The sequence below is a fragment of the Myxococcales bacterium genome, from assembly GCA_022184915.1.
GTDB lineage: Bacteria > Myxococcota_A > Polyangia > Fen-1088 > Fen-1088 > JAGTJU01.
Window position 1 is genome coordinate 455,877 of record JAGTJU010000003.1, and the last position, 25,372, is coordinate 481,248.

22 protein-coding genes are annotated in these 25,372 nt (G+C 67.5%); 9 read left to right on the forward strand and 13 right to left on the reverse strand.

All coding sequences use genetic code 11. The annotated features are described in order from the left end of the window. Nucleotides 1-24 precede the first annotated feature (24 nt). The 3 genes from KA712_13385 to KA712_13395 all read right to left on the reverse strand — a co-directional run bounded on the left by KA712_13385 (nucleotide 25) and on the right by KA712_13395 (nucleotide 3,547). Nucleotides 25-1,053: a hypothetical protein gene (locus KA712_13385; GenBank protein ID MCG5053950.1), complete on the reverse strand. Its 1,029-nt coding sequence runs from the start codon at nucleotides 1,051-1,053 to the stop codon at nucleotides 25-27. A 328-nt stretch (nucleotides 1,054-1,381) separates the two neighbouring features. Then, a complete protein-coding gene (locus KA712_13390) occupies nucleotides 1,382-2,644 on the reverse strand; it encodes a hypothetical protein (GenBank protein MCG5053951.1) in 1,263 nt (420 codons plus the stop codon). Between the two features lie 87 nt (nucleotides 2,645-2,731). Continuing rightward, on the reverse strand, nucleotides 2,732-3,547 hold the full coding sequence (locus KA712_13395) for a hypothetical protein (protein MCG5053952.1): 816 nt from the start codon (nucleotides 3,545-3,547) through the stop codon (nucleotides 2,732-2,734). Nucleotides 3,548-3,650: 103 nt separating this feature from the next. Here KA712_13395 and hisB point away from each other — a divergent pair, with 103 nt between their 5' ends. From hisB to hisF, 4 genes are all read left to right on the forward strand, one after another. Continuing rightward, complete coding sequence (gene hisB / locus KA712_13400) at nucleotides 3,651-4,244, forward strand: imidazoleglycerol-phosphate dehydratase HisB (protein MCG5053953.1); 594 nt, start codon at nucleotides 3,651-3,653, stop codon at nucleotides 4,242-4,244. Between the two features lie 11 nt (nucleotides 4,245-4,255). Continuing rightward, the gene (gene hisH, locus KA712_13405) at nucleotides 4,256-4,927 is read left to right on the forward strand and encodes an imidazole glycerol phosphate synthase subunit HisH (GenBank protein MCG5053954.1); all 672 of its coding nucleotides are present in this window, start codon (nucleotides 4,256-4,258) and stop codon (nucleotides 4,925-4,927) included. Between the two features lie 81 nt (nucleotides 4,928-5,008). Continuing rightward, nucleotides 5,009-5,761 (forward strand): 1-(5-phosphoribosyl)-5-[(5-phosphoribosylamino)methylideneamino]imidazole-4-carboxamide isomerase, encoded by a 753-nt coding sequence (gene hisA / locus KA712_13410; protein ID MCG5053955.1) that lies wholly within the window; start codon nucleotides 5,009-5,011, stop codon nucleotides 5,759-5,761. A gap of 10 nt (nucleotides 5,762-5,771) precedes the next feature. Continuing rightward, a complete protein-coding gene (gene hisF / locus KA712_13415) occupies nucleotides 5,772-6,563 on the forward strand; it encodes an imidazole glycerol phosphate synthase subunit HisF (protein ID MCG5053956.1) in 792 nt (263 codons plus the stop codon). Here the strand turns inward: hisF and KA712_13420 are convergent. The 7 genes from KA712_13420 to KA712_13450 all read right to left on the reverse strand — a co-directional run bounded on the left by KA712_13420 (nucleotide 6,509) and on the right by KA712_13450 (nucleotide 15,528). Then, nucleotides 6,509-8,359: a PilZ domain-containing protein gene (locus tag KA712_13420; protein ID MCG5053957.1), complete on the reverse strand. Its 1,851-nt coding sequence runs from the start codon at nucleotides 8,357-8,359 to the stop codon at nucleotides 6,509-6,511. The two genes, hisF and KA712_13420, sit on opposite strands and share 55 nt — an antisense overlap. A 74-nt stretch (nucleotides 8,360-8,433) precedes the next feature. Beyond that, on the reverse strand, nucleotides 8,434-9,360 hold the full coding sequence (locus KA712_13425; GenBank protein MCG5053958.1) for a glutamate-5-semialdehyde dehydrogenase: 927 nt from the start codon (nucleotides 9,358-9,360) through the stop codon (nucleotides 8,434-8,436). Nucleotides 9,361-9,787: 427 nt separating this feature from the next. Further along, nucleotides 9,788-10,816, reverse strand: a complete 1,029-nt coding sequence (locus KA712_13430; protein MCG5053959.1) for an ROK family protein — start codon at nucleotides 10,814-10,816, stop codon at nucleotides 9,788-9,790. Nucleotides 10,817-10,953: 137 nt separating this feature from the next. Continuing rightward, nucleotides 10,954-12,126: a glutamate 5-kinase gene (gene proB / locus KA712_13435; GenBank protein MCG5053960.1), complete on the reverse strand. Its 1,173-nt coding sequence runs from the start codon at nucleotides 12,124-12,126 to the stop codon at nucleotides 10,954-10,956. 139 nt (nucleotides 12,127-12,265) lie between these two features. Then, complete coding sequence (locus tag KA712_13440; protein ID MCG5053961.1) at nucleotides 12,266-12,808, reverse strand: prepilin-type N-terminal cleavage/methylation domain-containing protein; 543 nt, start codon at nucleotides 12,806-12,808, stop codon at nucleotides 12,266-12,268. Nucleotides 12,809-13,190: 382 nt separating this feature from the next. After that, the gene (locus KA712_13445) at nucleotides 13,191-15,053 is read right to left on the reverse strand and encodes a hypothetical protein (protein MCG5053962.1); all 1,863 of its coding nucleotides are present in this window, start codon (nucleotides 15,051-15,053) and stop codon (nucleotides 13,191-13,193) included. 31 nt (nucleotides 15,054-15,084) lie between these two features. Beyond that, a complete protein-coding gene (locus KA712_13450; protein ID MCG5053963.1) occupies nucleotides 15,085-15,528 on the reverse strand; it encodes a hypothetical protein in 444 nt (147 codons plus the stop codon). A 532-nt stretch (nucleotides 15,529-16,060) separates the two neighbouring features. On the opposite strand from KA712_13450, the gene KA712_13455 reads away from it, so the two are divergent. The 4 genes from KA712_13455 (at nucleotide 16,061) to KA712_13470 (ending at nucleotide 21,043) form a co-directional block, all read left to right on the forward strand. Next, complete coding sequence (locus KA712_13455) at nucleotides 16,061-16,741, forward strand: hypothetical protein (GenBank protein ID MCG5053964.1); 681 nt, start codon at nucleotides 16,061-16,063, stop codon at nucleotides 16,739-16,741. 111 nt (nucleotides 16,742-16,852) lie between these two features. Beyond that, nucleotides 16,853-18,145 (forward strand): 6-phosphofructokinase, encoded by a 1,293-nt coding sequence (locus tag KA712_13460; GenBank protein MCG5053965.1) that lies wholly within the window; start codon nucleotides 16,853-16,855, stop codon nucleotides 18,143-18,145. Between the two features lie 24 nt (nucleotides 18,146-18,169). Further along, nucleotides 18,170-20,017: an asparagine synthase (glutamine-hydrolyzing) gene (gene asnB / locus KA712_13465; GenBank protein ID MCG5053966.1), complete on the forward strand. Its 1,848-nt coding sequence runs from the start codon at nucleotides 18,170-18,172 to the stop codon at nucleotides 20,015-20,017. A gap of 9 nt (nucleotides 20,018-20,026) precedes the next feature. Beyond that, nucleotides 20,027-21,043, forward strand: a complete 1,017-nt coding sequence (locus KA712_13470; protein ID MCG5053967.1) for a GNAT family N-acetyltransferase — start codon at nucleotides 20,027-20,029, stop codon at nucleotides 21,041-21,043. Nucleotides 21,044-21,061: 18 nt separating this feature from the next. On the opposite strand, the gene KA712_13475 is transcribed toward KA712_13470, so the two are convergent. The 3 genes from KA712_13475 to KA712_13485 all read right to left on the reverse strand — a co-directional run bounded on the left by KA712_13475 (nucleotide 21,062) and on the right by KA712_13485 (nucleotide 23,045). Then, a complete protein-coding gene (locus tag KA712_13475; GenBank protein ID MCG5053968.1) occupies nucleotides 21,062-21,247 on the reverse strand; it encodes a hypothetical protein in 186 nt (61 codons plus the stop codon). Between the two features lie 195 nt (nucleotides 21,248-21,442). Further along, entirely contained in the window at nucleotides 21,443-22,114 is a 672-nt protein-coding gene (locus tag KA712_13480) for a hypothetical protein (GenBank protein ID MCG5053969.1), read from the reverse strand. Nucleotides 22,115-22,148: 34 nt separating this feature from the next. Next, entirely contained in the window at nucleotides 22,149-23,045 is an 897-nt protein-coding gene (locus KA712_13485; GenBank protein ID MCG5053970.1) for an NAD(P)-dependent oxidoreductase, read from the reverse strand. Between the two features lie 107 nt (nucleotides 23,046-23,152). On the opposite strand from KA712_13485, the gene KA712_13490 reads away from it, so the two are divergent. Beyond that, the gene (locus KA712_13490) at nucleotides 23,153-25,372 is read left to right on the forward strand and encodes a penicillin acylase family protein (protein ID MCG5053971.1); all 2,220 of its coding nucleotides are present in this window, start codon (nucleotides 23,153-23,155) and stop codon (nucleotides 25,370-25,372) included.

Here is a 25,372-nt window from a genome sequence, read left to right on the forward strand (position 1 = left end):
TTCGGTTCGCTGAACGCGGGTGAACTACTTCTTGCCCTTGGGCTTACCCTTGCGGCCCTTCGCGGGGCGCTTGGCAGCCTTGGCAGGGGATTTCTTTTCCGGGCTGGCGGCTGCCGCTGCGGCCTCGCCCTTGCCCTCGGCGGCGCCGTCGGCTGCGGCCACGGCCCCGGCCGGGCGCACGCCGTGGTTCATGACCTCCATCGTCCTCTTCGCCCACTCTGTGGACTTGTCCACGGCCGCCTGCCATTCGGCCGGCTGCTCGAAGTAGGCGAAGGACTTCTGGCGCCACAGCAGGTTGACGTACGCCATCGCGTCCGTATAGGTCGGACGCAGCTCGACGGCGCGCTCGAGGTACTTGATTCCCGCCTCGGCAAGGTCCACCCGCTGCTGTCCTTGAATGTCGGACTCGATGAAGATGGGCTTCCCCGCGGCATTGACGGCACCCGGTCGAGGGTCCCACATCTGCTTGTCCGTGCCGCCGCCCTTCATGAGCAGCTGGTTGTAGATGAAGGTGCCCGCGGCGTAGAGGGCCTCGGCGTCCTGTGGCTTGAGCTCGACGTTGACCTGGTACCACTTGAGGGCCTCATCCATCTTCTCCCACTTGGAGTAGACCTGCATCAGACCCGCCACGGACTGACCGTCCTTGGGGTTGGCGGCGAAGCGCTCTTCGTACATATCGGCCAGCGTCTGAAAACGGTCGGCGTCGAAGAGGGTCTGGGTGTAGAGCATCTCGCCGCGGGGATCCTCGGGCTTGAGCTCCATGTACCGCTTGAACGACTTGATCGCACAGTCGGCGCCCACGATGCTCTCGGGCGTCTTCGAGCCGGGCACGATCAGCTGCTTGCAGGTGTATCCCTTGTTCAAATGAAGAACGGGAAACTCGGGCAGAAGCTGCTCGGCCTCCTTGAACAAGGCCACGGCCTCCTTGTAGTTGCCATCACGGTACGAGGCGTTGGCCTTTTGAATCAGCCGACGTCCCTTGACCTGATCGCAACCCGAAGTTCCGAGAGCTGCGATGACTCCGACCATCAACGCCGCCCGCCGCAAACTCACTTGCCACGCCCCCGCGCGGGCGCAGCTTTCTCTCGCTGCAGCTTTGTCCCACATAAGGAGCCGAGTAAATACAATGCCGATCATGGGCCACGCAAGGAATAAAGCCTGAGTTTTGTTTGACTGTACGCGACGGAGCAGATGGTTTCGGAAGCTTGCGAGAACACCCCACGATCCCGAGGGGTGGGGCATCTTCTCTTGGGAGACCGGCAGGTCCGTTTTGCTTACCCACCCGCCTCGAAATCACCACCGTCGCCCGCCTCTAGAGCACTTAGACCCCCGCGCGCCAAAGGGAGGGCAAAAAAAGTGAGGGCACCGCGCCCCTGCGTTTTCAGCGGATTGTGTAAACCTCGAACGCGTCCCCACCGCGGGCGAAGCTCTTGAATTTCCTCAAGATCACCACGTAGCTGCCGTGAACGGTCCATCCCACCGGGCGATCGTTCATGGGCACCCGGAGCAGGTGCTCGGCCGTGAGTGGCACCTGCGGCACCAGCTGCCCCGGCTCGGGCAGCGCGACTTGGTACAGGTCGAGCTTGGGCACGTCGGCCTTTTTCCGCGCGAGCGCGGGCGGATTGAGGGGGTCGACGGTGAGGCTGAAGGCAAGCCGTGGGGGATCCACGGCTTCCCGCTCGATCAACGAACGCTGGTCGTACATCTCGAAGGGAACCCGCAAGCCGAGGGGGGCCCGCACACCCATCGCGTCCACCAGTTCGAGCCTGGACTCGTCCTCCGCGATGTCGGCGAACACGCTCCGCCCGGGCCGACGTTGGCGGAGCTGGTTGGCAAGGCCCCAGCCCATCACGTCGGTGATCTCACCCCGCCACACGATCTCGCCGCGCAGAAGGTCGAAGAGCGCCGCCCGGTCGGGCATCCTGACATCTTTGGTTTTGTCGTAACCTCCGGGCTCCTGACCAAACAGGCGGCTTTGGCCATCGGTCCAGGCGAGCACCCTCAAGGCGGGGGCGGTGAGCCGATCTTCGAGGTCGGCCATCAGGACTTTGGGTTTCCCCACCACGGACAGATCCGCCAGGTCCACGGCCGCGACCGCGTACTGCGTGCGCCCCTTCTTCTGAAGACGGTCCCATTTGACGGCGAACGGCTTGCCCGCGCGGGAGGTGAATCCGATTTGGGTCGCTGGCCCGATGACGCCGGCAGGTTTGCCCGCTTCGTCGAAGCGCTGCGCGAGTCTTTGGCCCGACTTGCCGTCACGCACCACCAAGACCACGCTCCGGTCGGGGCCCGGGAAGACGATGCGCTCGTAAATCTCGTTCGGATCGCCGAGCGCGATCGAGTTGACCTTCTCCTTGGTCGAAAGATCAAAGAGCTCGAGATGGGCGAACGAGGCGCTGTCCGTGCGAATCACCGCCACCACGTGGGCTTCGGGATTGAGGGCCACGGCGTCGTCAAAAAAGCCCTTGTCTGCTTTGCGGACCCACGTGGGGCGCGCTTCGGTAGGGGGCAAAGGCACGACCTCGGCCTGCACGGCCGTGTCCGCGAGGGCCGCGCGGGGGGCCGGGGCTCCGCTCACAAGCAAGACCGCCAGCACCCGCGATGCGTGAAAACAACCGGCTTTCCGCGCCTTTGCACTCTTCATGTCGACCTCGATTCCCGAAACGAACTGGGTTGGGCAGAGTCGTCGAAGGTCACGCGGCCGCCCCCGCGCCCCTCACGGCTCCGCTCATCATCCGTCGTCAGGCTCGTTCCGGCAACACAACACGCCCCCAAGTTCGGGGCGGGGCTTCCAGACGGTCAGGACCTCGGTCACGTGGCTCGTGGGCCCCCCACAGTCCCAGACCCCCGCAGTGGCCAGGCAGTCGTAGAACTCGAGCCGACGATCGAGCGGAAAGCAGCCGTCTGCCTCGGGCTGCCCCAAAGTGCCACAACCTCGGACGTCGTTGTGGGCGCTGGGACCGAAGACACAGTCCCCCCCGACGCTGCCGCCCCCGGCCACCGCGAAGAACGCCCTCGTACCTGGAGGAACCGCGGCCTCGCAGCCGCTCGGCGACCGCCGCTCGACCTCCCGGGGCCCAAGACACACATGCCAACCCGGAGCACAAAGATCGGCGGCGCCGCAACCGAGCCCCTGGGGGTTGGTGCTGGTGTTGCCCGCGCGCCGGCCACAGACGGACTGACGCCCAGCCGTGTAGGTGAGCCCGGGGACCTGCCAACCGCCCGCACAGCCTCCAATGTCGGGCCAGGTGCCGGGCGTGACGTCGAGGAAGCCCTCGCGCGTGCCATCCGCACAGCCCACCACGGCCGGGAGGCCCGAGAGCACCACGGGCCCCCCCACTTCGCGGCGGGCGGCGTCCGCGGCGCCATCGATCCGCGCGGCATCCGGAGTCCTCGGGGCACTGGCATCCAAGACCGCTGCATCGGGGACGACCCCGGGCGCTTCCAGTCCGGCCTCGAGGGGCTCACACCCCGGCAGGCCACCCACGAGCGCAACGGCCGCAAGGAGCTGGCCTAGAGCGCGTCCGTGGGGACCAACGACCATCACGACGTCTTTCTATCGCGTTCCGGTGCTTCTGACATCGGCCGCGGCGCTTCGGAAGGCACGCGAGTCGTTTGACGTCTGTGGGTGGCCACCGCATAGTTGCGGCATGCGCCGGGCCACGGTGGAGCGAATCACCAGCGAGACCCAGATCCGCCTCACGGTGAATTTGGACGGAACGGGGCAGCGCAACATCGACACGCCGCTGCCCTTCTTCAACCACATGCTGGACGCGGTCTGCCGCCACGGTCTCATCGACCTCGAGCTGCATGCCCGTGGCGACATCGACGTGGACGCGCACCACACGGTGGAAGACGTGGGCATCTGCCTGGGCCAGGCCTTTGCCCAGGCGCTCGGGGAACGCAAGGGTATCAATAGATACGGCGACGCCACCGTGCCCATGGACGAGACCCTCACCACGGCAGCCGTCGACTTTTCGGGGCGCGCCTATCTGGTCTACCGGGCCGACATGTTGAAAGGCCGCTGGATTGGCACCTTCGACGCGGAGCTGGCGCGGGAGTTCTTCGGCGGGTTCGCGGGCGCGGCGCTCTGCAATCTGCACCTCGAGTGCCGCTACGGCGAAAACGCGCACCACATCGTGGAGGCGCTGTTCAAGGCGTTCGCCCGGGCCCTACGCCAGGCGGTCACCCTCGATCCGCGCGTACAGGGTGTACCCTCGACAAAAGGCACGCTCACCGCGTAGATCGGGCCTCGATGACTGCCCCCAACACCCCCGATCCCTCCCCGCACGCCGCCTCGGCGCGTGCGCACGTGGCCGTGGTCGACACCGGTAGCGGCAACCTGCGCAGCGTACAAAAAGCGCTCGAGGCCGTCGGGGCTCACGCCGAGGTCACCGCCGATCCGGACCGGATCGCCCGGGCCGACAAGATCCTGGTGCCCGGCCAGGGCGCCTTCGGAAGCTGCGTTCAGGGTCTTTCCTGTCATGGTGGTGCGCTCAGGCAGGTCGTGCTGGAGGCCATCGCAAGGGGGATCCCCTACTTCGGCGTGTGCCTGGGCCTGCAGATCCTCTTCGAGGCGAGCGACGAGAGCCCGGGCGTACGAGGCCTGGGGGTGATTCCGGGGCGGGTGATTCGCTTCGACCTGCCCCCGCCCTTCAAGGTGCCGCACATGGGATGGAACCCCTGCACCCGCGGCCCCGCGGCGGGAACGCCGTTGCTGGGTGACACCCCCGAGGCCACCTCGTTTTACTTCGTGCACAGCTACTATGCCGCCCCCGCAGACGCCTCGGTCGTGGCGCTCTTCAGTGACCACGGCGTGCCGTTCTGCGCGGCCGTGGCCAAGGACAGCATCTTTGCTTGCCAGTTCCATCCCGAGAAGAGCCAGGAGGCGGGATTGGCCCTGCTGCGCCGCTTCGTGGCTTCCTAGGATTCCGGCACTTCGCGATTCCAGCACTTCGGCCTGCCCCCCCGGCTGGTGGGGAGCGCGTCTACCGGCTACAGTGCGCCCGTGCTGATCTTCCCCGCGATCGATCTCATGAGTGCCCGCGCCGTTCGTCTCGAACAGGGCCGCGCCGACACCGCGAAGGTGTACTCCGAAGCTCCCTGGGAATTGGTGGCGGGTTTCGAGGCGGCGGGCGCCGCACGCGTCCACGTGGTGGACCTCGATGCCGCGTTCAGTGGTGGCAGCCAGCACAACCGCGACACCATCGCCCGCATCGTCGCCAGCACCCGGCTCGAAGTGGAAGTGGGGGGCGGCATCCGCGACGCCGCCGCCTGTGAGCAGCTCTTTGCTGCGGGCGCTCACTACGCCGTTTTGGGAACGGCCGCCATTCGCACCCCCGCGTTGGTGGAGGACCTTTGCCGCCGCTACCCGGGCCGCATCGTGGTGGCGGTGGACGCACGCAACGGCAAGGTGGCCGTGGCCGGATGGACCGAGGACACGGACGCCAGCGCCCTCGATGTGGGCAAGCGCGCTGCCGAAGCGGGTGCGGCTGCCGTGCTTTACACCGATATCGCCCGTGACGGGATGCGCACCGGGCCCGATCTCGAAGCCACCGCCCGCCTGGCTGCACACATCGGACCCTGCCCCGTGATCGCTTCGGGGGGCGTTTCGCAGCTCGACGATCTGCGGGGTGTGAAGGCCACGGGTGCCGGCGCCGTCATCATCGGCAAAGCCATCTACGAAGGCGTGTTCACCGTGTCCGAGGCGGTGGAACTGGCTGCGCGGCTCGACGCGGAAACCCCGATCCCACGAAGCTAGAGATCGAAGCATGCTCGCCCGCCGGATCATCCCCTGCCTCGACGTCGACGCCGGCCGCGTCAAAAAGGGCGTGCGCTTCCAGGAGCTCCGCGACGCCGGCGACCCGGTGGCGGTGGCCGCCGCTTACGACCGCCAAGGCGCGGACGAGATCTGCTTCCTCGACATCTCCGCGTCTTCGGACGGGCGCGCCACCACGCTCGACATGGTGCGCGCCACGGCAGAGCAGGTGTTTTTGCCTCTCACGGTCGGGGGGGGCGTCCGCAGCGTGGAAAACGTTCGTGAGCTGTTGCTGGCCGGCGCTGACAAGGTGGGGATCAACACGGCGGCGGTGAAAGACCCCGATCTCGTAGCCCGCGCGGCCGACGCCTACGGTCGCCAGGCCATCGTGGTGGCGGTGGACGCCCGCCGGCGGCCAGGAAGCCCCGACGAAGCGCCGGCGTGGGAGGTCTACACCCACGGCGGCCGCACCCCCACGGGCATCGACGCCCTGGCCTGGTGCGTGCGTATGGCCGAGGCGGGCGCCGGCGAGATCTTGCTCACCAGCATGGATCGCGACGGAACGAAGAATGGCTTCGATCTGGAATTGACCCGCGCCGTTTCGGACCGCGTGCCCATCCCGGTGATTGCCTCGGGCGGCGTGGGCACGCTCGAGCACCTCTACGAAGGCATTGCCGCAGGTGGCGCCGACGCCGTGCTGGCGGCCTCGATCTTTCACTTCGGCACGTACACCGTGGGCCAGGCCCGGGCCTATCTGCGCGATCGCGGTGTGCCCGTGCGACAGATCCCCAACGAAAAGCTCTGAGCCGGCCACGCCCGGGATGGGGGCCGCCTGAGCCGCGCGGAGCTCCCGGGCCTCATTTGTCCTGGACGCTGATGCGAAGCTCGCCCACGCGGCCCTTGACCTCGTAGGCCCCTGCGCGGGGTCCGAAGAGCACCCGGGCGTAAAGCCCCAGCGGGCGCTCTTCCACGACCACGCGATCGATGATGGGGTGACGAACGACGTAGTTCCCCGAGCCGCGCGGCAGTTTCGCCTTGGACAGAATGGCCACCACGCCCGGCTGGGGTGCGAGGCGGAGCACCTCCACCGGCGCGCTCGGGCCCCAGATCGGGACGACCACCGTGGTGGCACCCGCCGTGCGCTCGAAGCGAAACGGAGCCTTCGCGAAGCGCGGCAGCGGGGGCAGATCGTCGACCGGCTTGGGACTCTCGGCCGGCGCGGCCACCACGGCGACCTTGGGCGACGGGGCAGCCCCGGCCCCCTGTGCAGCGACTTTGGCCCGGACCCCGGGGCGGCGGTTCGCGGGGGCCGATCGCAGAGGCACCGGCCCCAAGGGGGGAGACCTGCGGACGCGCCGGCGCCGCGGGTGAAGGCGCCGCCACCCGCGAGGGTTCGTGTCGGGAGCCCCGGAACAAAAAGACGGCCGAGGCCCCCACACAAAGGGCCACCGCGGCCAGCATGAAGGTCTTGCGCCATGGCAAGGCCCCGGCGCGCACGGGGCCGGGGGCGGCGGACGGCCCCGAGCGGGCGGCGGCTATGGGACCGAGAGGCACGGGTGCCGCCGGCGCCGGCACGGGAGTCCGCGGTACCGGTGCTGCGGCGAGGGTTGCCAGCGGCGAGGCTCCCAGCAGGGCGGGCGTCGCCCCGGGACGCTGGAGCTCGGGGGCCATGGACCCCAGCAACTGGGGCGGAGGCGTCAGCGCGCCGGCACTCGTGAACACCCGTCGGGCTCCTGCACGGGGCGCGGAGGGCGGCTCGGCCGCACGGGGGGCGGAAGGCGGCTCGGCCGCGCGGGGGGCGGAGGGTGGCTCGGCCGCGCGGGGGGCGGAAGGCGGCTCGGCCGCGCGGGGGGCGGAAGGCGGCTCGGCCGCGCGGGGGGCGGAAGGCGGCTCCGCGCCGCGCGGCACGGGACGGGGCGCCTCGGGCGGGTGCGGGGCGGATTCAGACCCCGCGAAGGCCTCCCGCCGCGAGCGCAGCGCGTGGCTCAACTCGCCGGCCTCACCCTGGAGTTCGTTCGCCGTGCGCAGGGTGACGACGATGCGGGGCGGCTCGTGGGGGCGCAGAAAGTCGAGCGACAGGCCGTCGATGCGCGCGTAGCGGTGAGGACCATCTTCTTCCGGCGAGAACCCAACCTTGACGTCCGAGCCGATCCGCAAAAAGGGAAGTTGCGTCGTCACGACGATCTCGTCGGCGCTGACGTGTCCCTGCGTCCGCACCGGCGCCGTGAGCCCCTCGAACCAGACCGAGAGCGCCTGGAGCGGGCTCTCGTCTTCCTTCGGTGCGCCGCTCGTCACGTCCTCGAGCAGGAGGCGCTCCGACTCCCGCAGGTCCAAAAACTCGATGCCCGCCCCCGGCCCGCGCGGGTCGCCCGAGGGGCGACGTTCCACCCACGCGATGCGCCCCCGGAGCTCACGAGGGGTCTGGCCAATCCGGAACCGGCAGCGCACGGCCGTGCCGAGCGCCGGGGCGACGTCAGCCGTGAGAAAAAGGCCCCCTGCGCTCAGGTTTTGAACCTGAGCGGCAATCGGAACGTTTCGCCCGTCCGCCACGAGGCGGGCGCTGCACGAAAACGGAATCCTGGGCTGCCGCCGCTGCTCCACGGGACCATATACCTAGATCTGGGTGCAACTTGAAAGGGGGCTGTCGGGAACGCCGAAGCCGACGCCAGGCTCGTTCAAAGATCTTCGTGTAAATACCGTCGCTTGCCGTCGGCATAGTCCGCGGTGACGTGCCCTTGTCCTTCAAGCAGCCAGCGATAGGTGACGAGGCCCTCGATGCCCACCGGCCCCCGCGCGTGCAGCTTGTCGGTGCTGATCCCCACCTCCGCGCCGAGTCCGAAGCGATATCCGTCCGAAAACCGGGTGCTGGCGTTGTGAAAACAGCAGGCCGCGTCGACTTCCCTCAAAAACCGGGCCGCCGCCTCGGGGTTCTCCGTGACGATGGCCTCCGTGTGGCGCGAGCCGTGACGTGCGATGTGATCCAGCGCGTCGTCGAGACCAGACACTCGTTTGACCGACAGCACCAGAGCCCCGTACTCCGTATCCCAGTCTGCGTCCGTGGCGGGCACCAGGCCCGGGTGGCGCGCCCGCGTGGCCTCGCATCCCCGCAACTCCACCCCGGCCTCGCGCAAGGCGCCCACGGTGAGGTCCAGCGCGGCCCCCGCATCCGCGTCCCACAGCAGGGTCTCAGCGGCGTTGCAAGCTGCCGGGTAGGTGGTCTTTGCATCGACGACGATGCGCGCCGCCTTCGGCGCGTCGGCCTGGGCGTGAAGGTAGACGTGACAAATGCCGTCCGCGTGGGCCATCACGGGGATCTGCGTGTTGTCGCGAACGTAGTGCACGAACGCGGAGGAGCCCCGCGCGATCATCAGGTCCACCAGGTCGTGCTGCGCAAGGAGCTCGGCGACCCCCGCGCGGTCCTCGATGAGCACCACGGCCCGGACGTCCACGCCGTGGGCGGCAAGCACCTCGTGGATCACCTCGACCGAAGCGCGGTTCGTCCGCAGCGCTTCTTTGCCACCCTTGAGCACCACGGCGTTGCCGCTCTTGAGCGCCAAACCCGTGATTTGCACGAGCGCATCGGGACGCGCCTCGAAGACCACGCCCGAGGACCCCCAGCGGGCAGCTCACGCGCCGCAGCACGAGGCCCTCGTCGAGGCGCCGGTGGGTGAGCAAGCGCCCCACCACTTCGGGCGCCTGGGCCAGCTGGCGCAGGCCCTCCACGAGGGTGCCCAGCTTCTTTCCGTCCATCGCCAAACGCTTGACCAGGGCTGCCCCCAGCTCGCCCTGAGCCGCTGCCTCTTCGGCCGCCGCCGTGTCGCGGCCATTCGCTTCCAAGAGCCGCGCTTGCACCTCGGGACGCTCGAGGGCAGACGCAAAATCTTCGAGCAGACGCCGGCGCGCCTCGGGCGCAAGCGCCGCCAAGCGGAGCCCTGCGGCCTTGGCCGCGGTGATGGTTTCACGCAACGACATGACGAGCGGAGCGTACGTGATTCCCCCCGTCCGCGCAGCGGGCGGCCCCCGCCCGCGTCAGGTCAGTCCCTGACGGCCCGCCCACTGCCGCGCCAGAAGCGCAGAGCCGCGACAGCCCGCCATGTCCTGGTCGGCGGCGTACTCGATCTGAATCTCTTGCGCCAGCAGAGGGAAGGCCTCCCGCTGGAACGTCTCCCTCACGTTTCGGAGGTAGCGCGCGCGGAAGGCGTCGCTGCTTTCCGTGATGCCTCCGCCGATCAAGAAGATGTGTGGATCGAAGGCGTGGGCCAGCTGCACGAAGAGGTAGCCGAGCGCCTTGGCCTGATAGTCGAAGAGCTCGAGCGCCAAGGCATCGCCCTTTTGGGCAAGCCCCAGGAGGCGCACCGCGCGCGCGCGCCCTTCGTCGGGAATGTCGCGCAGGGCGTGATCCGGCGCCTTGCCTTTTTCGAAGGCCTTGCGCAGCTGCTTGTCGAGCGCGGCGAGCGAGACGAACGCCTCGGCGCAGGCTCGTTTTCCGCAGCCACACACGGGCACGTCGCCATCGGTGACGAGGTCGTACGTGGGCAGGCGCATGTGACCAAACTCCGCGCCGTACCCCCGGACCCCGGTCAGCACGTTGCCGCCCTGCACGAACGCACCGCCCAAGCCCGTTCCCAGGATCGCCGCGCCCAGGCTCTTGTCCGGGGCGTCGCCGAAGAGCCGGAAGTACTCCCAGTACGCCGCCGCGTTGCCGTCGTTCGCGTACAGCACGGGTTTGTCGATCGCGTCCTGGAAGGCGGCCCGAATCGGGAAGTTCAACCAGTCGGGGTGCTTGAGGTTGGGCGATCGGCCCAGCACACCGTCAAGCGAGGCGGGGCCCGGTGTATCGAGCCCCACGGCCACCACGCGATCCCAGGAGGCACCCGCGAGCGCGAGCGCCTTTTCGGCCGCTTTCGCGAGCTGGCCCACCGTGGTGCGGGGCCCTTCGCTGGCAAGGGAGAGGACCTTCTCCCACTCGTCGATCAGGATTCGTCCGTCGCGGCTCGTGACGGTTGCCTTGATGTCGGTGCCGCCCATGTCGACGCCGACGAACAGGTCGCGCTGCATGCTGAAGATCCGGGTTGTTTTGTGGGGGCGGAGGTGCCGGTGAGGGCTGACCGCGAGGGCTCGGCCGAGGGCTCACTATGCCGGCATTTCCAGGCGGGTGCACGAAAAAACCCCGCGGCCGCGTGGCGCACGGCCCATCACAAACTGCCCATGACGAGGTTGTCACGGGTGATGATCGCGTCATAGGTGCGAAAGCCGAGCACCTGGCCGATGTCGTCACTGTGCCGGCCCAGCAGAGCGCGGCACGACAGGGCGTCGTAGTTGACCAAGCCCCGCCCGTGGATCCGCCCCGAAGCGTCGCGAATCTCGACCAAATCGCCTTTGCCGAAATCGCCCTCCACGCCCACGACCCCGATGGGTAGTAAAGACGCCTTGTGTTCGACCAGCGCGCGCAGAGCCCCCTCATTGACGACGACCGCGCCGCGGCGGCGGCCCGACACCGCGATGTGCCTCCAGCGTGGCCCCCTGCGCTCCCGGGGCCGCACCAGCGTGCCGAGATCCTCACCGGCGAGCAGGCGCTCCACGATCCGGGGCTCGTTGCCGCTGGCGATCACCACCGAAGTTCCCTCGGCCGTCGCCACACGCGCCGCTTCGAGCTTGCTGGCCATGCCCCCCGTGCCACCCGCCGACACCCCGGCTGCACTCGCCAAACTTTCGTCGTCTACGACTTCGAGTTCGGCGATTCTGACCGCCTCCGGGTGGGCCTTGGGGTTTTTGTCGTAAAGCCCCGCCACGTCGGTGAGCATCACGAGCAGGTCGGCGTCGAGCGCCGTGGCGACCAGGGCCGAGAGACCGTCGTTGTCACCAAACACGGGGCGGTCGTCGCTCGTCTCGGCGCCCCGGCGCTGATGCTCCATCAGCTCACGCACGCTGACGCTGTCGTTTTCGTTGATGACGGGAATCGTTCCGAGCTCGAGCAAGCGCATCAACGTGGTCCGCACGCAGAGCGCCCGGTCGCGGTCCCCCAGGTCTTCCTGGGTCAGCAGAACCTGAGCGGCCGTGACGCCCAGGTCGCCGAAGGCCCGGGCGTACATGGCCATCAAGTGACCCTGACCCACGGCCGCGCAGGCCTGGCGCAGGCCCAAGGACCGGGGCCGCTCGGTAAGGCCCAGCTGGCGCATGCCCATGCCCACCGCCCCGCTCGACACCAGGACCACGTCCAGCCCCGCGAGCCGCAGACGCGCCAAGGATTCCACGAGGCTCATGAGCCGCCCGAGGGCCAGCTCGACACCGTTGTGGGTGACCACCTGGGTGCCCAACTTCACCACCAAGCGGTGGCTCTGCGCCAAAGCGAGACGATCGGCAGACATGAGGCTGGGCAATCTACCTCAGCCCTCGGAAGAATGCCGCCTTTGCTGCGGGGCGTGGGCCACACCCCACCACGTCCCGCTCTGCACGCAAAAAGGGGCCGCTTGCGCGACCCCCTCGAGACCCGACTCAGGTGGCGAGTTACTCGATCTCGTTGCCCAGCACCGTGTTGAACGAGTAGGCGTCTCCCGTGGTGGCGTTGATCTGGCCGATGCGGCGGAACTGGGCCAGCGTGTTGTCGCAGTCGAGGTCGCCCTCGGCCTCGGCCGTGAAGTTCGAGGCGGTGCTGACGCCGGCCGAGCTGTAAAGCGGACGGTAGTAGTGGGCTTCGGCCAGGTTGAAGTTCATCGCCTGCCAGCCCGCATCGGTGTCGTACACCGCAGAGTTCGCGGGGCACTTCATGCCGGCTTGGGTGCAGCACTTGGCGGCCTCGGACGCGGCCACCGTGGGGAACTGCTTGGGAAGGATCGTTCCCGTGGCGTCGTTGTGGTCTGCTTCGTAGTACGACACGGCGCCGGTCCAGATCTTGTTCAACGTCTGCGAAGCCTCGGCCGTCCGGCTCTTCTTGATGTAGCGGCTGAACGCCGGGATGGCGACGGCCGCCAAGATGCCGATGATGGCAACGACGATCATGAGCTCGACCAGCGTGAAACCTGCGTTCTGCTTGCGCCCTTTACGAATCATGGTGACTCCTTGCTTCCTTGGTTTGCGTCCGAGGGCGCTTGCGTCCGGCCCCCGTGTTTTCCTCATTGCAGCGGTCGTGCCAGAGGCATTTCCAGGCGTTTTCTGCGGGTTTTTGACCCTCCGAAGGCAGGGATTGAGCTAGGCGAGCGTCAAGCCTGTGGCGATTGAGTCATGCGGGTCCGGCGCAGTGATGAGTTTGGGCACTTTCCGGTGCCCAAATTCGTCAAGGGCCCTCGTCACTGCCGAGATCCGTCACAACCAGGCGCGGCACGGCCATGCTTTGTGAAGGCTGCGGCGCCCTCAACGACCACAGGCGCCCTGAAGGACGCCCGTCACGAAGCAACAGGAAACGCGCGGGCCCTTGGACAGCCCCAACGCCCCGTCAATTGAAGTAGCGGCGCTCGTTCCGTGGGTAAGAACGCCAAGGACCGCAGGACGAGCTGTCGTCCACGACCGGAGCGGGATCTTTGTGCGTCTGCGTGCCCGAGCAGTCGGGCATGACCTTCGTCGGAACCACCCAGCCCGTGGCAGCCGTGTCGTCACAGCCATAAACGACGCCCTCGAACTCGGGGCGCCCCACGATGCCATTGACCGTAAAGGTGCGTGGCCCCGTCACGGTGATCTTCTGCTTGCCGTTCGCGTGCGTCTGACAGAGCAGGCCTTGCACGAAAACGTCGTCGCCCGTCTCTAGGCCATGGTCTTTGCCGGTGGTGACTTGCACGGGCGAGCCCCACGAGACATCGATGATCGGGACGTGCGGGCATTCCTTGCCGTCGGCGTCGTGATCGATGCACACCCGAATGGGCCGGCTGACTTGTTTGAGGCCCAACTTGTCCTCCGCAAGCGCGGCCACGCAGGCCCAGCCGTCCGAGATGTTGCTGCCGCGCGCTTCGAGCTGCCGTCCAGCGCATTCGACTCCGGCGCGTATAGGCCCGGGCGTCCACACGGAGGGCAGCTTGTCCTGCGTGTACGTGGTGAACACGGACATGAAGTGCCCGTGAGCGCTGATGACGGGGCCCTCGCTGTGCCTGGCCTTGGTGGCATTCCACGTGGGAGCCAAGGTTCCGCACAGCGGCTTGACGGGCTGGGAGAGCCCTCCGGTCAAGCAGGCCGGGGCGGGCGCCTCGGGGAAGTTGTCTGGCTGTCCACTCGCGGTGAGCGGCTCGAGCCCCAAAAGCAAGATGTCGTTGGCGCCCATGGGCCGGGTCGTGGGGACCAAGGTGGGGTTGACCGCGTCGCACCGGCCATCGCCATCACTGTCAACCACCAACGCCCGGCTCGTATCGTCGAGCACCAACAGGTCCACGCGCTTGACCCCGGCAATCGGCACGAAGTCGATGTTGCCCGCCACCACCTGATTTCCCTGGTCTTCCGCCCTGACCCGCACGTCGAAAGCTTGATTGACCAACTGGCCGTCATCGACCGCATCCGGCCCCACCGGATCGAAGGGCCACGAGCATCGGTAGATTTCGCTGAAGTTGACGTCATAGCGAAAGTCGTCCGGAGGATCCAGCTCGGACAGAGGCGGCATGTTGTCGAGGGACAGGAGATAGCCATCGGTGTTCTCGTTACCCAGCCGGTCCGAAGCGCGAAACGAGATTGAGGGGAAGATCGCGTTGGCGGGAAGCAGCTTCGTATCGAAGAGCCGCGAATACTTGGCCACCATGCTGCCCGCGGGCGGCGGATTCAGACGCACCTCGAATTGGCTTTCGTTCCCGTTGCCGATCACGGCCACGACGGACGAAGGTTCCACCCCCGCCAGGTCAGTTACCACGGCCGAGATCTCGATGATGCCCCCGATGAGCTGCCCCTTGGCAGGGGCAAGAGACGCAAACGATGGCCCCACGTTGTCGGCGACGAACTTGCGCGCTCCCACGCCTTGCGTGCCGTTGCTGTTCTTGGCGCGCACCGTGACGAGTTGCTCGCCCGACAGCCGCGGCACAAAGGCGTTGAAGTCGATGGTGGCCACGTAGGTATCGGGCTCGACCGCCTCGAAGGCCTGCGGCTTGTCGCCCAGAAAGATCATGATGTCGGAGAGAGGCTTGAACTGCGGATCCTCCACCTTGACTTCGATGCGAGCCGAGTTCTTGAAGGGCTCGCCTTCGGTGGGTTTCACGAAGGTGATCACCGGTCCTGCGTCGACGAGGAACTCCACCGTGCCGGCGATGGCCGCTCCGGTGCTGGTCGAGAAGGTCACCTTCAGCGTGACCCGGCCGCTCGGCAGATCCGAGAGCGGAACCAACACGTTGCCGAAGGTGTAGGTGACCCGCGCGGGATCATCCGTCCCGACACGTGGGAGCCCCGATCTGCTCGAGACGCACCGGCATGCGGGGCGTGGTGGCGTTCGGCACCTCGATGAGCGCCGTGGCGGCCGCGATCGAGGGCAGGTCGGCCCCCGACACCGACGATAGCTGCAACCTCACCACGGGCTCGAAGACGTCGATAGTCTTCACGATGGCATTGGCGAAAGGGCTCGCGAACACGATGCTCGAGTTCACGCCCACCAAGCCATCCATCACCACCGGGGCGTCAGGGCTAGGGCTTGCGTCGAAGCCCAGCGCGGCTTCCTCTTCGGCCGTATCGACCACGACGCGCCCCGAGGGGCCCCCATCGCCCCCGCCCCACACGGGAGGGCCCGGCACCGCATCGTCGGCCCCCCCGCAGGCTGCGAGGGTGGCGATGAGTCCGAAGGTCAAGATGCGGACCTGGTTCGGCTTCATGGTCGTCGTCGCTCCCGTCTTCCAGAACAAGAAAATGCAGGCATCGTTCAGACGCCGGAACGGAGCCGGCCGCTGCTTCGCCCAAACACTCGGCAGATGAAGGCCAAAACTGTGGCCAGGACGGGGGCGGCAGGGGAGGCCGCGCGCCGTGAGACGCTGGCGCCTTCGCTGCGGGGAAAAAAAACGGCAACCGCAGGTTGGATGCGGTTGCCGGCGCGTGCCTCCGAACCGGTGGCGAGGGACCACAATCGCCCTCGCCAGTCGCCACGGATGCCCTTTCGGGGGCGAAAAGGGGGTTCCGCCCGCCGTCAGGCTGCGATGGAGTCGGATGCACCTCTCGTGCCAGGTCATCGCGCGGCCGAGCTCGGCCCCCACGTACCCGCCGGACCGAGAACGTCGCTCGGGCAGGCAAGAGTCATACGAGTCAGACCCAAGCAGTCATAGGACTCGATGGGACTCGGCCCCGGAGCTCGGGGTTTCGACGGCGAAACCTACACAAGCGTTCGGTGCGCGGGCGGGGTAGAGTGATGCTATGCGCTGGTTGCTTTTTTCGGTGCTCATGGTCACGGCGGCCACCTCGACCCGACGGGTCCGGGCCGAGCCGCCCAGCCCGCCTTCGCCCGTCCCCACCCGCGCCAAAAGCCCGCCGCCGCCTGCGGACCAGGTCAAGCTGCTGGAGTTGCTCGCGTCGCCGGGCCTCATCACCCCCGCGAAGCTGGAAGCGCTCGGCCGCGACGCCGACCTGGCTCTCATCGACATTCTGCGAGATGCCGCCGTGGAGCGCGCGCTCAAAGCCCGGGCCATCGACGCCCTGGCGGCCACGGGGTCGCCCGTTGCGCGCGACCATCTGGTGCGGATGATCGCCACGGCCCCGCGCGAGGCGGACCTGGTGCTGCTGCGGCGCGCTTTTCTGGGTATTGGCTGGCTGCGGGACGGCCGCGCGGTGCAAATGCTCGCCCCCTGGCTCGACCACGCCGAACCCGAGGTGAGGCTCGACGCGGCGGTGGCGCTGAACCTCACCCGGCGTGTGGACGCGCTCGAGGCGCTGGCCGCGCGACGAAAGCGCGAGAAGAACAAGCTGGTGGCGGGAAAGCTCGAGCGGTTGATCCACGACCTGGAGCAGGCCCTGCCCGCACAGCCCCCGCCGCCGCGGCAACATCCCCGGGTGCAGCCCCCGCCACCCATGGAAGGCCGAGACAGAACCCGGCTGTGAGACCTGCCTTCGACGCGGCGCCTATGGTACCTTGAGTCGGCCGGGTGCCTACAGCGTCGACGACGCCCCTGCGAACCACCGGCGCCCGCCGACTCAAGGAGAGATGCCATCGTGTCAAAGTCCGAGAAGCTTGCAATCCTGGTAGGAGGCGGCCCCGCCCCCGGCATCAACAGCGTGATCAGCGCAGCCACGATCCGGGCGCTGCTGCAAGGTGTGGAGGTCCTGGGCATTCGAGACGGGTTCTCGGAGATCATGCAGGGCAAGCTCGACCGTGTGCGGCCGCTTTCGATCGAGGAGGTGAGCCGCATTCACTTCTCGGGTGGCAGCTACCTGGGCACGTCCCGCGCGAACCCCACCAAAAAAGAAGAGAGCCTCGCCAACGTCGTGGCCAGCTTGGAGAAGCTCGGGGTGAGTCAGCTCATCACCATCGGCGGAGACGACACGGCGTTTTCGGCCATGAAGACCGCCGAGAAGGCGAACGGAAACGTCCGCGTGGTCCACGTGCCGAAGACGATCGACAACGATCTCGACTTGCCGGCCGACATCGACACCTTCGGGTACCAAACGGCCCGCCACGTGGGCGTCGAGGTCGTCAAGAACCTGATGGTCGATGCCAAGACCACATCGCGCTGGTACTTCGTCGTGGCCATGGGCCGCAAGGCGGGGCATCTGGCACTTGGGATTGGGAAAGCCGCGGGCGCCACGCTCACGGTGGTTCCAGAGGAGTTCCCGAACGGCAAGACCAGCCTGGACCACATCGTGGACATCCTGACGGGCGCGGTCATCAAGCGGCTCGCTCAAGGGCGAAGGGACGGCGTAGCGGTTTTGGCCGAGGGCCTGGCCGAAAGCATCCCCGAGGTCGAGTTGTCGCGGCTTGGCACCGTGGTCCGGGACGAACACGACCACATCCGCTTCTCCGAGCTGGATCTCGGCCGCGGCGTCAAGGGACTGGTCGAGGACCGCCTGCGCCGCCTCGGCATCAAGCTCACGATCGTGTCGAAGGACATTGGTTACGAGCTCCGATGTGCCGATCCGATTCCCAGCGACATCGAGTACACCCGAGACCTCGGCTACTGCGCCGCCAAGTATCTCTTCGAGGGCGGAAACGCCGCGATGGTATCGTTGCAAGGCGGTCACTTCGTACCCATTCCCTTCGCGCGCATGCTCGACCCGGTGACCGGCCGCACCCGCGTCCGCATGGTGGACATCAATTCGACCCGCTATGGCATTGCCCGCCGCTACATGATCCGGCTACGACGCGACGACTTCGACCACTACATCGAACTCGAGAAGTACGCCAAGATCGCCAACATGACGGTGGAAGACTTCAAGAGCCGGTTCCACTACGTGGTCTCGAACGAGCCTCCCGCGGTGGTGCTGAACCCCCCTCATATCGACAGCTGAGGCTCCGACGAGGGGGGCGCGCTGATGAGCGGCTTCGCCGGTCTGGTTGACCCGACCGGCGCTCCCGTCGATCGAGACCTCCTCACCTGCATGACCCGTGCGGTGGCCGCGAGGGGCCCCGATGCCGAGGGCTTTTTCTTTGGCCCCGGTATCGGGCTCGGGCACCGACGGCTCTCTGTCATCGATCGCTCCGCGGGGGGAGCGCAGCCGATGGGCAACGAGGACGGAGACGTCCAGCTCGTCCTCGACGGCACAATCTACAACTTCCTCGACCTGCGGGCCGAGCTCATGGGGTTTGGGCACACCTTCCGAACCCGCTCGGATACGGAGGTGCTGCTGGCCGCCTACATACAGTGGGGCTCAGCCGTTGTTTCGCACCTCGAGGGAATGTACGCGTTGGTCGTGTGGGACGGCCGCAAACGGCAGGTGTTCGCCGCGCGGGATCGCATGGGAGAAAAGCCGCTCTACTATGCGCGCATACCCCGGAGCGGCTTACCACCGCTTTTTGCCTTTGGCTCTCAGCTCAAGGCCCTGGCCCCGGTTCCAGGGCTCGATCGCAGCGTCTGTTCAGGGGCGCTCGACCGTTACTTCCGATTCGCCTTCGTCCCCGCCCCCCTCACGATCTACGAAGGGGCCCGCAAGTTGGATGCGGCAGAGTGTCTGCAGCTCAGCCTGACCGACGACGCAGACCTGGCCCCCACGGTGCAGCGCTACTGGGATGTCCCGCGTCCGCCGACCCACGCGCCCCTGCGCGCCTCCGACGCCGCCGAGGCGTTGGCCTCGTTGCTCGTGCGCGCGGTCGAAAAGCGCCTCGTATCCGACGTGCCCCTGGGGGTGTACCTCTCCGGGAGCAACCCCGACGCCGCCGTGGCCGCCACGTTACGCGCCCTGCTTGGAAGCGGGCACGGCATCCAGACCTTCTCGATTGCTCATTCGGACCCAACTTGCGACACCTCTGTCCACGCCCGGACCGCCGCGAGCTTTCTGGGATGCATCCACCACGAGCAGCTCCTCAAGCCCTGGGCCATGCGCGACGTGCTGCCGCAAGTCACCCGTGCACTCGACGAACCCCTGGCCGATGCCACCGTGGTTTCCGCCTTCTTGCTGAGTCGCTTCGCGCGCCACCACGTGACCGTGGCGCTCAGCGGGGACGGAGCCAACGAGCTGTTCGCCGGCCACCCCAGGAGCGCTTCGTCTCGCCTGGCCCTCGGCATGCATCGGATCTTGCGCGGGGAACACCTCCCAGATGGATGGCGGCGGCATCAAAGCTCGAGGGTGGCCCTTCTGCCGAACGAACACGCCGCGCTGCTTTCGCCGGACGTGAGGGCGCGAGCGGATTCCGATCTCTTCACTTTTGCGGATCTTTCCACGGGCCAGAGTGTGGCCCCTCACGAGCAAGCTCTCCTCCCGGATCCCTTCGTACGCATGTACCTCGCCGACGACGTAAACGTGAAGGCAGACCGCGCGGCGAGCGCGGTGGGACTCGAAGTGCGCGCGCCGTTTCTGGATACGGACCTCGTGGAGTTTGCGTGCCGTCTGCCTGCGAACCTGCGAGGCCGGGTTGGCTGGGGCCCGAACTTGCTCAGGTGGGCGATGCGGGGGCGCTTGCCGGCCCACCTGCTCGGACGCAAGACCCGAGGGGTGGCGGAGGTGCCCGTGGCACGGTGGATGAAAGGTGATCTCTTGCCCATGCTCAAAGACGAACTCGAACCCACCAAGCTGGCACGCGAGGGCTTCTTTCAACCCGCCGAGGTGACGAGGGTGCTCGACGCTCACGTCAGCGGTCGGCACGATGGACACAAGGCACTCTGGGCACTGCTCTGCTTCGAGCGCTGGCTTGCCGATCATGGGCCCCACACCACCCCCCGCTGAAACTCTCTCATGAGGCCGCCAAGACACCCCTTGCTGGGCCGCGACGAGCGACAGCTCGACCTTCGGGAGTTGGACGCCCTTGCCGACGCGTTTGATGCCGACGTGGTCGCCTCGCCCGAGATCGACCAGTTCTGCTCGTCGACCTGCTGGACGATGCCCGCCGCGCAGGAGCTGATGCCTCCCCGACAACCGGCGATCCGGCGAAGCCCCGACGGGTGGTTGGCGTTCATGTTCGGCGAGCATGCGGCCAGCGGGCGTTTCCTCGAGCCCCTCGAGGCCAGCTGGGGCCTGGCATGCCCCCTCGTGGGGCCCGACCCCGTGGCCTTGGTGCATTGGCTGGCCGACGTGCTCGAGGCCGATCGAGAAGGCTGGGACCTCACGCTGCTGGCCGGCATCCCCGCCGCTTCGCGGCTCTTGACGAGCGTGGCGTTCATCCTGGGAAAGCGCTTCCGGGTGCTGCGCCACGGACGCACGGGTCGCCACGTGGCCAGTTTGGCCGGAGGGCTCGATGGGTTTCTCTCGCGACGCTCACGAAACCTTCGCCGCAGCGTTGCGCGGGCCCAAGCCACCGCCCGGCAGCGGGGCGTCACCTTCGAGCACCACGCCCCGCGCACGGTTGAGGAGGCCCTGGCCCTCTTCGCCCGCGTTCAACGCGTCGAAGCGGCGTCGTGGAAGGGGCGCGCCCAGGTAGGCATCGCCGAGGGAGCGTTTGGTGAGTTCTACCGCAACATGGTCCCTCGCCTCGCGCGACGCAAAGCCCTGCACCTCGTCCTCGCGCGGCACGGGGACGCCGACGTGGCCTTCCTCATGGGCGGCGTGTTCGGTCAAACGTTCCGGGGACTTCAGATGAGCTTCCACGAAAGCCATCGCGACCTGGCCTTGGGAAACCTCTGTCAAATCGAGCAGATCTCCCGCTTGTCCCCCGAGGTCAACGCGTACGACCTCGGGGCCTCGGGGCTCGATTACAAGAGCCGGTGGGCCGAGCAAACGCTCGACACCGAAATTTTGGTCATCATGCCGTCGTGACAGCGTTCGGGCTGTCGTTCAATGCACCGTGCTCACCGCCGCCAGCCGTGCGGCCAAGCGGGCCTGGCCGTTGCGCCGCAGGAGTCGCTGCACCACCACGGCGGCCAGCTCGGCCGCACGCGTGGGATCCTTCGTGATCTTCAAGGCTTGGTCGAAGGTGGTGGCGACGAGGTCGCCGAGGGTCTTGTGGGAGGGTTTCTTCATGGCGTCACTTGGGTTACGGCGTCGAGTGCGTCTGGTTACGGAGTTCGATGCGGCGAACCCGCTTGCCGATTCACCTTCACCTTCGAGTTGACCCAAGCGAGCGTCGCATAGGCGAAACGCACGGCCCGCGCGGGTCATTCCGTGTGTACCCTCGACGAAGCCCTGCCTCCGGCAGCCCCGCGGCCCCCAGGGGGCCTACGGGTCGCCCGTCTCGCAGGGCGTCGGCGGCACACGTAAGAGCTTGGGCGCCCCCGGCCACGGCCAACTGGCGCGGGCTTCGGGGGGCAATGCGCCGTAGGTCTCGAGGTACGCGCGCGAAAAAGCCTGGGTGCCAGCGTTCACGTAACCGCCGCCGCGCAAGGGCCCAAAGGCGCCCGCATAGCGCCCGGCGATACAGGCGAAGAGGTCGTCTCTTCGTACCTTGGCACAGAGGCTCGCCGCGGCGACGGCGGCGTGAACGGATTCACCCTGATCGCATGCCTCCAACTGCGCAAACTCCTCACGGAGGGGACCGAACATCCGCGCGCCATCGGCCACGATGCGGCGCGCGGCCGGAGCCCGCAGCACGAGGGCGCGGGCGCGTTCACGCTCGAGCTCGTTCAGCGCCCCCCGGCTGACGTACGCGTCCACCACCTCCACGTCGCAGATCTCGTAGCCCACGAAGCTCGCAACCGTTTCGATCAACGCCACGAGCGCTGTGCGGGCTTCGTGGGCCTTGGCGCCCGCTCCGAAGCGTTTCGAGTCACAAACCCCGGCCCTCGTGAGCCTTCGGGCGGCGCTCGGTTCGAGCGCCACCGCAGCCATCACGAGCGGACCCAGCGCGGGGCCACGCCCAGCCTCGTCGATACCCAGAACCAAGGTGCTCATGACCTGCTCCCTCGCAGGAGCACACTCTGCCTGATCATGCCGACCTGCCGTTTCGTCGCGCCACCGCTTTCCACAGAGCTTGTGTTCCCTGGCGACCTTCACCGTGAGCCTGATTGTCGGAGAACAGCGACTGGGCCAGCTCCACGCCTTTGAGGTCCAGACCCGCCGCCGCCGCGGCGTCGTGCACGATGCGCAGGTCTTTTTGAATGAGGTCCACCATGAAGCCCGGGGCGAAGTTCTCCGCGGCGATCCGTGGCCCCAGGTTCTGCAGAGCCCAAGATCCACTGGCGCCCAAACTGAGCGCCTCGACCACGACGTTGAGATCGAGCCCGCTCGTCTTGGCGAGCGACAAGGCCTCGCAAACACCCACCAAGTTCAGAGCCGCCATCACTTGGTTACAGGCCTTGAGCGCTTGCCCCGCGCCCACAGGTCCCGCGTGGGTCACCCGGCGTCCCATCACCCCGAAGGCGGGCATCGCGCGTTCGATGTCTTCGGCCGCACCGCCTGCCAGAATCGACAACGCCCCTTGTTGAGCTCCCACGTCGCCCCCGGTAACAGGAGCGTCCACGAAACGCAAACCGCGCGCCTGCAGCGCTGCGGAGATCGTGCGGGCCGAGGCCGGTGCCGTCGTACTCATGTCCACGAACAACGTGCCCGGCGCGGCCTCCGTGGCAGCGCCGTCGGGGCCCAGCAACACCTCCTGAACATCGGGGCCGTCGGTCACGATGCTGATGACGACCTCGCGGGCCAGACCCGCCTCGCGCGGCGAAGCGGCCACACGCGCGCCCAGGGCAGCCAACGGCTCCGCGCGTGAGGCCGTGCGGTTCCAGACAATCACGTCGTGGCCGGCGCGCACGAGCCGCTGGGCCATGGGAGCTCCCATGATGCCAAGCCCGAGGAATCCTATTTTTAGCGAAGGCGAAGGCGGCATGGCCCGCATCATGCCAAAGATCTCGGGGTGCAGAGCGACAAAGTCGCCCCGCGCCCGATCGCGTACACAGAGGGCCTTGGTGACAGGCGAGCTGGTAGGATGAACGGGTGAAAATTGGTCGAACGCCCGTTTTGGTCACCGCGGGGGCGCACCCCTTCAAGCTGGCGCGCAACGACGCGGGCGTCATGCAACTGTGGGCCGACGACGACATCGGCCTTGCCGCCGCCTTGGGCTTCGCGCACGCCTACGATCGCTGCGTCCAGCTGTGCACCATGCGCATCATCGGCGAAGGACGGCTAAGCGCGTGCTTCAAGGCCACGAAAGAGACGGAGGCCATCGACATCTTCATGCGGCGCCAGGCGTTCATGCGCACGGCACAGGCCGAGCTGGCCTCGCTCAGTGACGAATCGGCGGCCGTGCTGAAAGCCTATGGGGAGGGACTGAACCACGGTCTGCGCGTCCGGGGGCGCCCGCTCGAGTTTCGTCTAGCTGGCTATCGCCCCGAACCCTGGGAGCCCTATGCCAGTTTGCTCATCGTCAAGATGATGACGTACATCGGGCTCGCGCAGTGCCAGCAGGACATGGAAAAGATCATCATCGAAGCCGTTGCGGGGGGCGTGAACCTGCAGCGTCTCAAGGACATCTTTGCCCCGCACCTGGAAGGCTTCGACGAAGACCTCGTGGCGCTCGTCGCGCGTGTGCGCATCGTGGGTAACACCCTGCCCCCCGAGGTGCGCTTCCTGTCGCCTCTGCCGCGGCTCATGGCAAGCAACAACTGGGCGGTGGGCCCCACGCGATCGGTGTCGGGCTCAGCGCTGCAGGCCAATGACCCTCACCTCGAGGTCAACCGCTTGCCGGCGATTTGGTACGAGTACGTGGGGCACACCCGCAACGACTACCGCCTGGGCATCAGCATGCCAGGGCTTCCGGGGCTCGTGATGGGACGCACCATGAACGTGTCGTACGGCTTCACGTACGGCTACATGGATATGGTGGACCACTTCATCGAGGACGTGCGCGCGGGCGTCTGCCGCCGCGAGGATGCCCCCACGGGCGAGGCCCTCGCGCACAGGATTGAGACGATCGAGCGCAAGGGCCAGCCCCCCTTGACCACCCACGTCTTCCGCTCATCGATGGGACTCATCGAACACGATCCTCACAGCGACCGCGTACCCGATGGCTTGCACCTGGCCGTGGCTTACTCGGCTTTCGACCAGGGCGCCGCCGCCTCGTTCGAGGCACTCGTTCGGTTGCCGGCCTGCCAGACGCTCGAGACCGCACTCGACCAGCTGTCCCGCGTGAGCGTTTCGGCCAACTGGCTCGTGGCCGATCGTGAGGGGCACATTGGCTACCAGCAATCCGGGGCCTTGCCCGTGAGGGCTCACTCAGGCCTGTTTCCTCTGCCAGCCTGGCGCCCGGAGAACCGCTGGCAGGGCCTGTGGCCAGGGTCCGCTTTGCTCCGAATCGTCGACCCGCCCGAGGGGATCTTGGTGACGGCCAATGGCGCTCACGACAAGGCGGGAGGGCCGCTCGCCATCAACCTTCACGGAGGCGAGTATCGGCGCACCCGCATCGAGGCACTGCTCGACGAAAAGCCCAAGCTGGATCTCGACGACATGGCCCGCATCCAAACGGATCTCGAGAGCGAACAAGCTCACGTGTTCTTGAACCTGCTCCGCCCGCACGTTCCCGGCACACGCCTTGGACACGAGCTCCTGAGCTGGGATGGCCGCTACGACGTGGCAAGCACGGGCGCGCCGCTCTTCGAGGCCATCTATGAGGCGCTGCTGGAAGAGGTGTTTGCGCCCGTGTTCGGAGCCGAGGCCTGGCGGGCGTTGGCCACCACCACGCACCTGCTCTTCTCGTACTACAACGTCTTTGACCGTATCTTGCTCGCGGGCGACGACTCGTGGTTCCACGGCGAGGGACGCGAAGCGCTGTTTCGCCGTGTGGTGCGCGAAACCCTCGCCCGGCTCGAGGAGGAACCCCGCACGACCTGGGGTGATCGCCAGCGGCTATCCATGCGGCACATCCTGCTGGGTGGGCAGCTTCCCGGGTTCCTGGGCGTCGACCACGGGCCGATCGAGCTACCGGGCACGCGAGCTACCATCGTACAAGGCTCGGTCCTACGGTCCTACGGCCGGCAAACGACCTTCGCCCCGTCTTATCGCTTCATCACGGATCTTGGGCAGGACGAGGCCCGCACGGTCTTGGCTGGGGGCCCCTCGGAGCGCCCCTTCGACAAGCTCTACGTGAGCGAGGTGCAGGCGTGGCTTGCCTTTGCCTACAAGCGCCTCGCTCCCGCCCCACGCCCGGGCAGCGCCTAG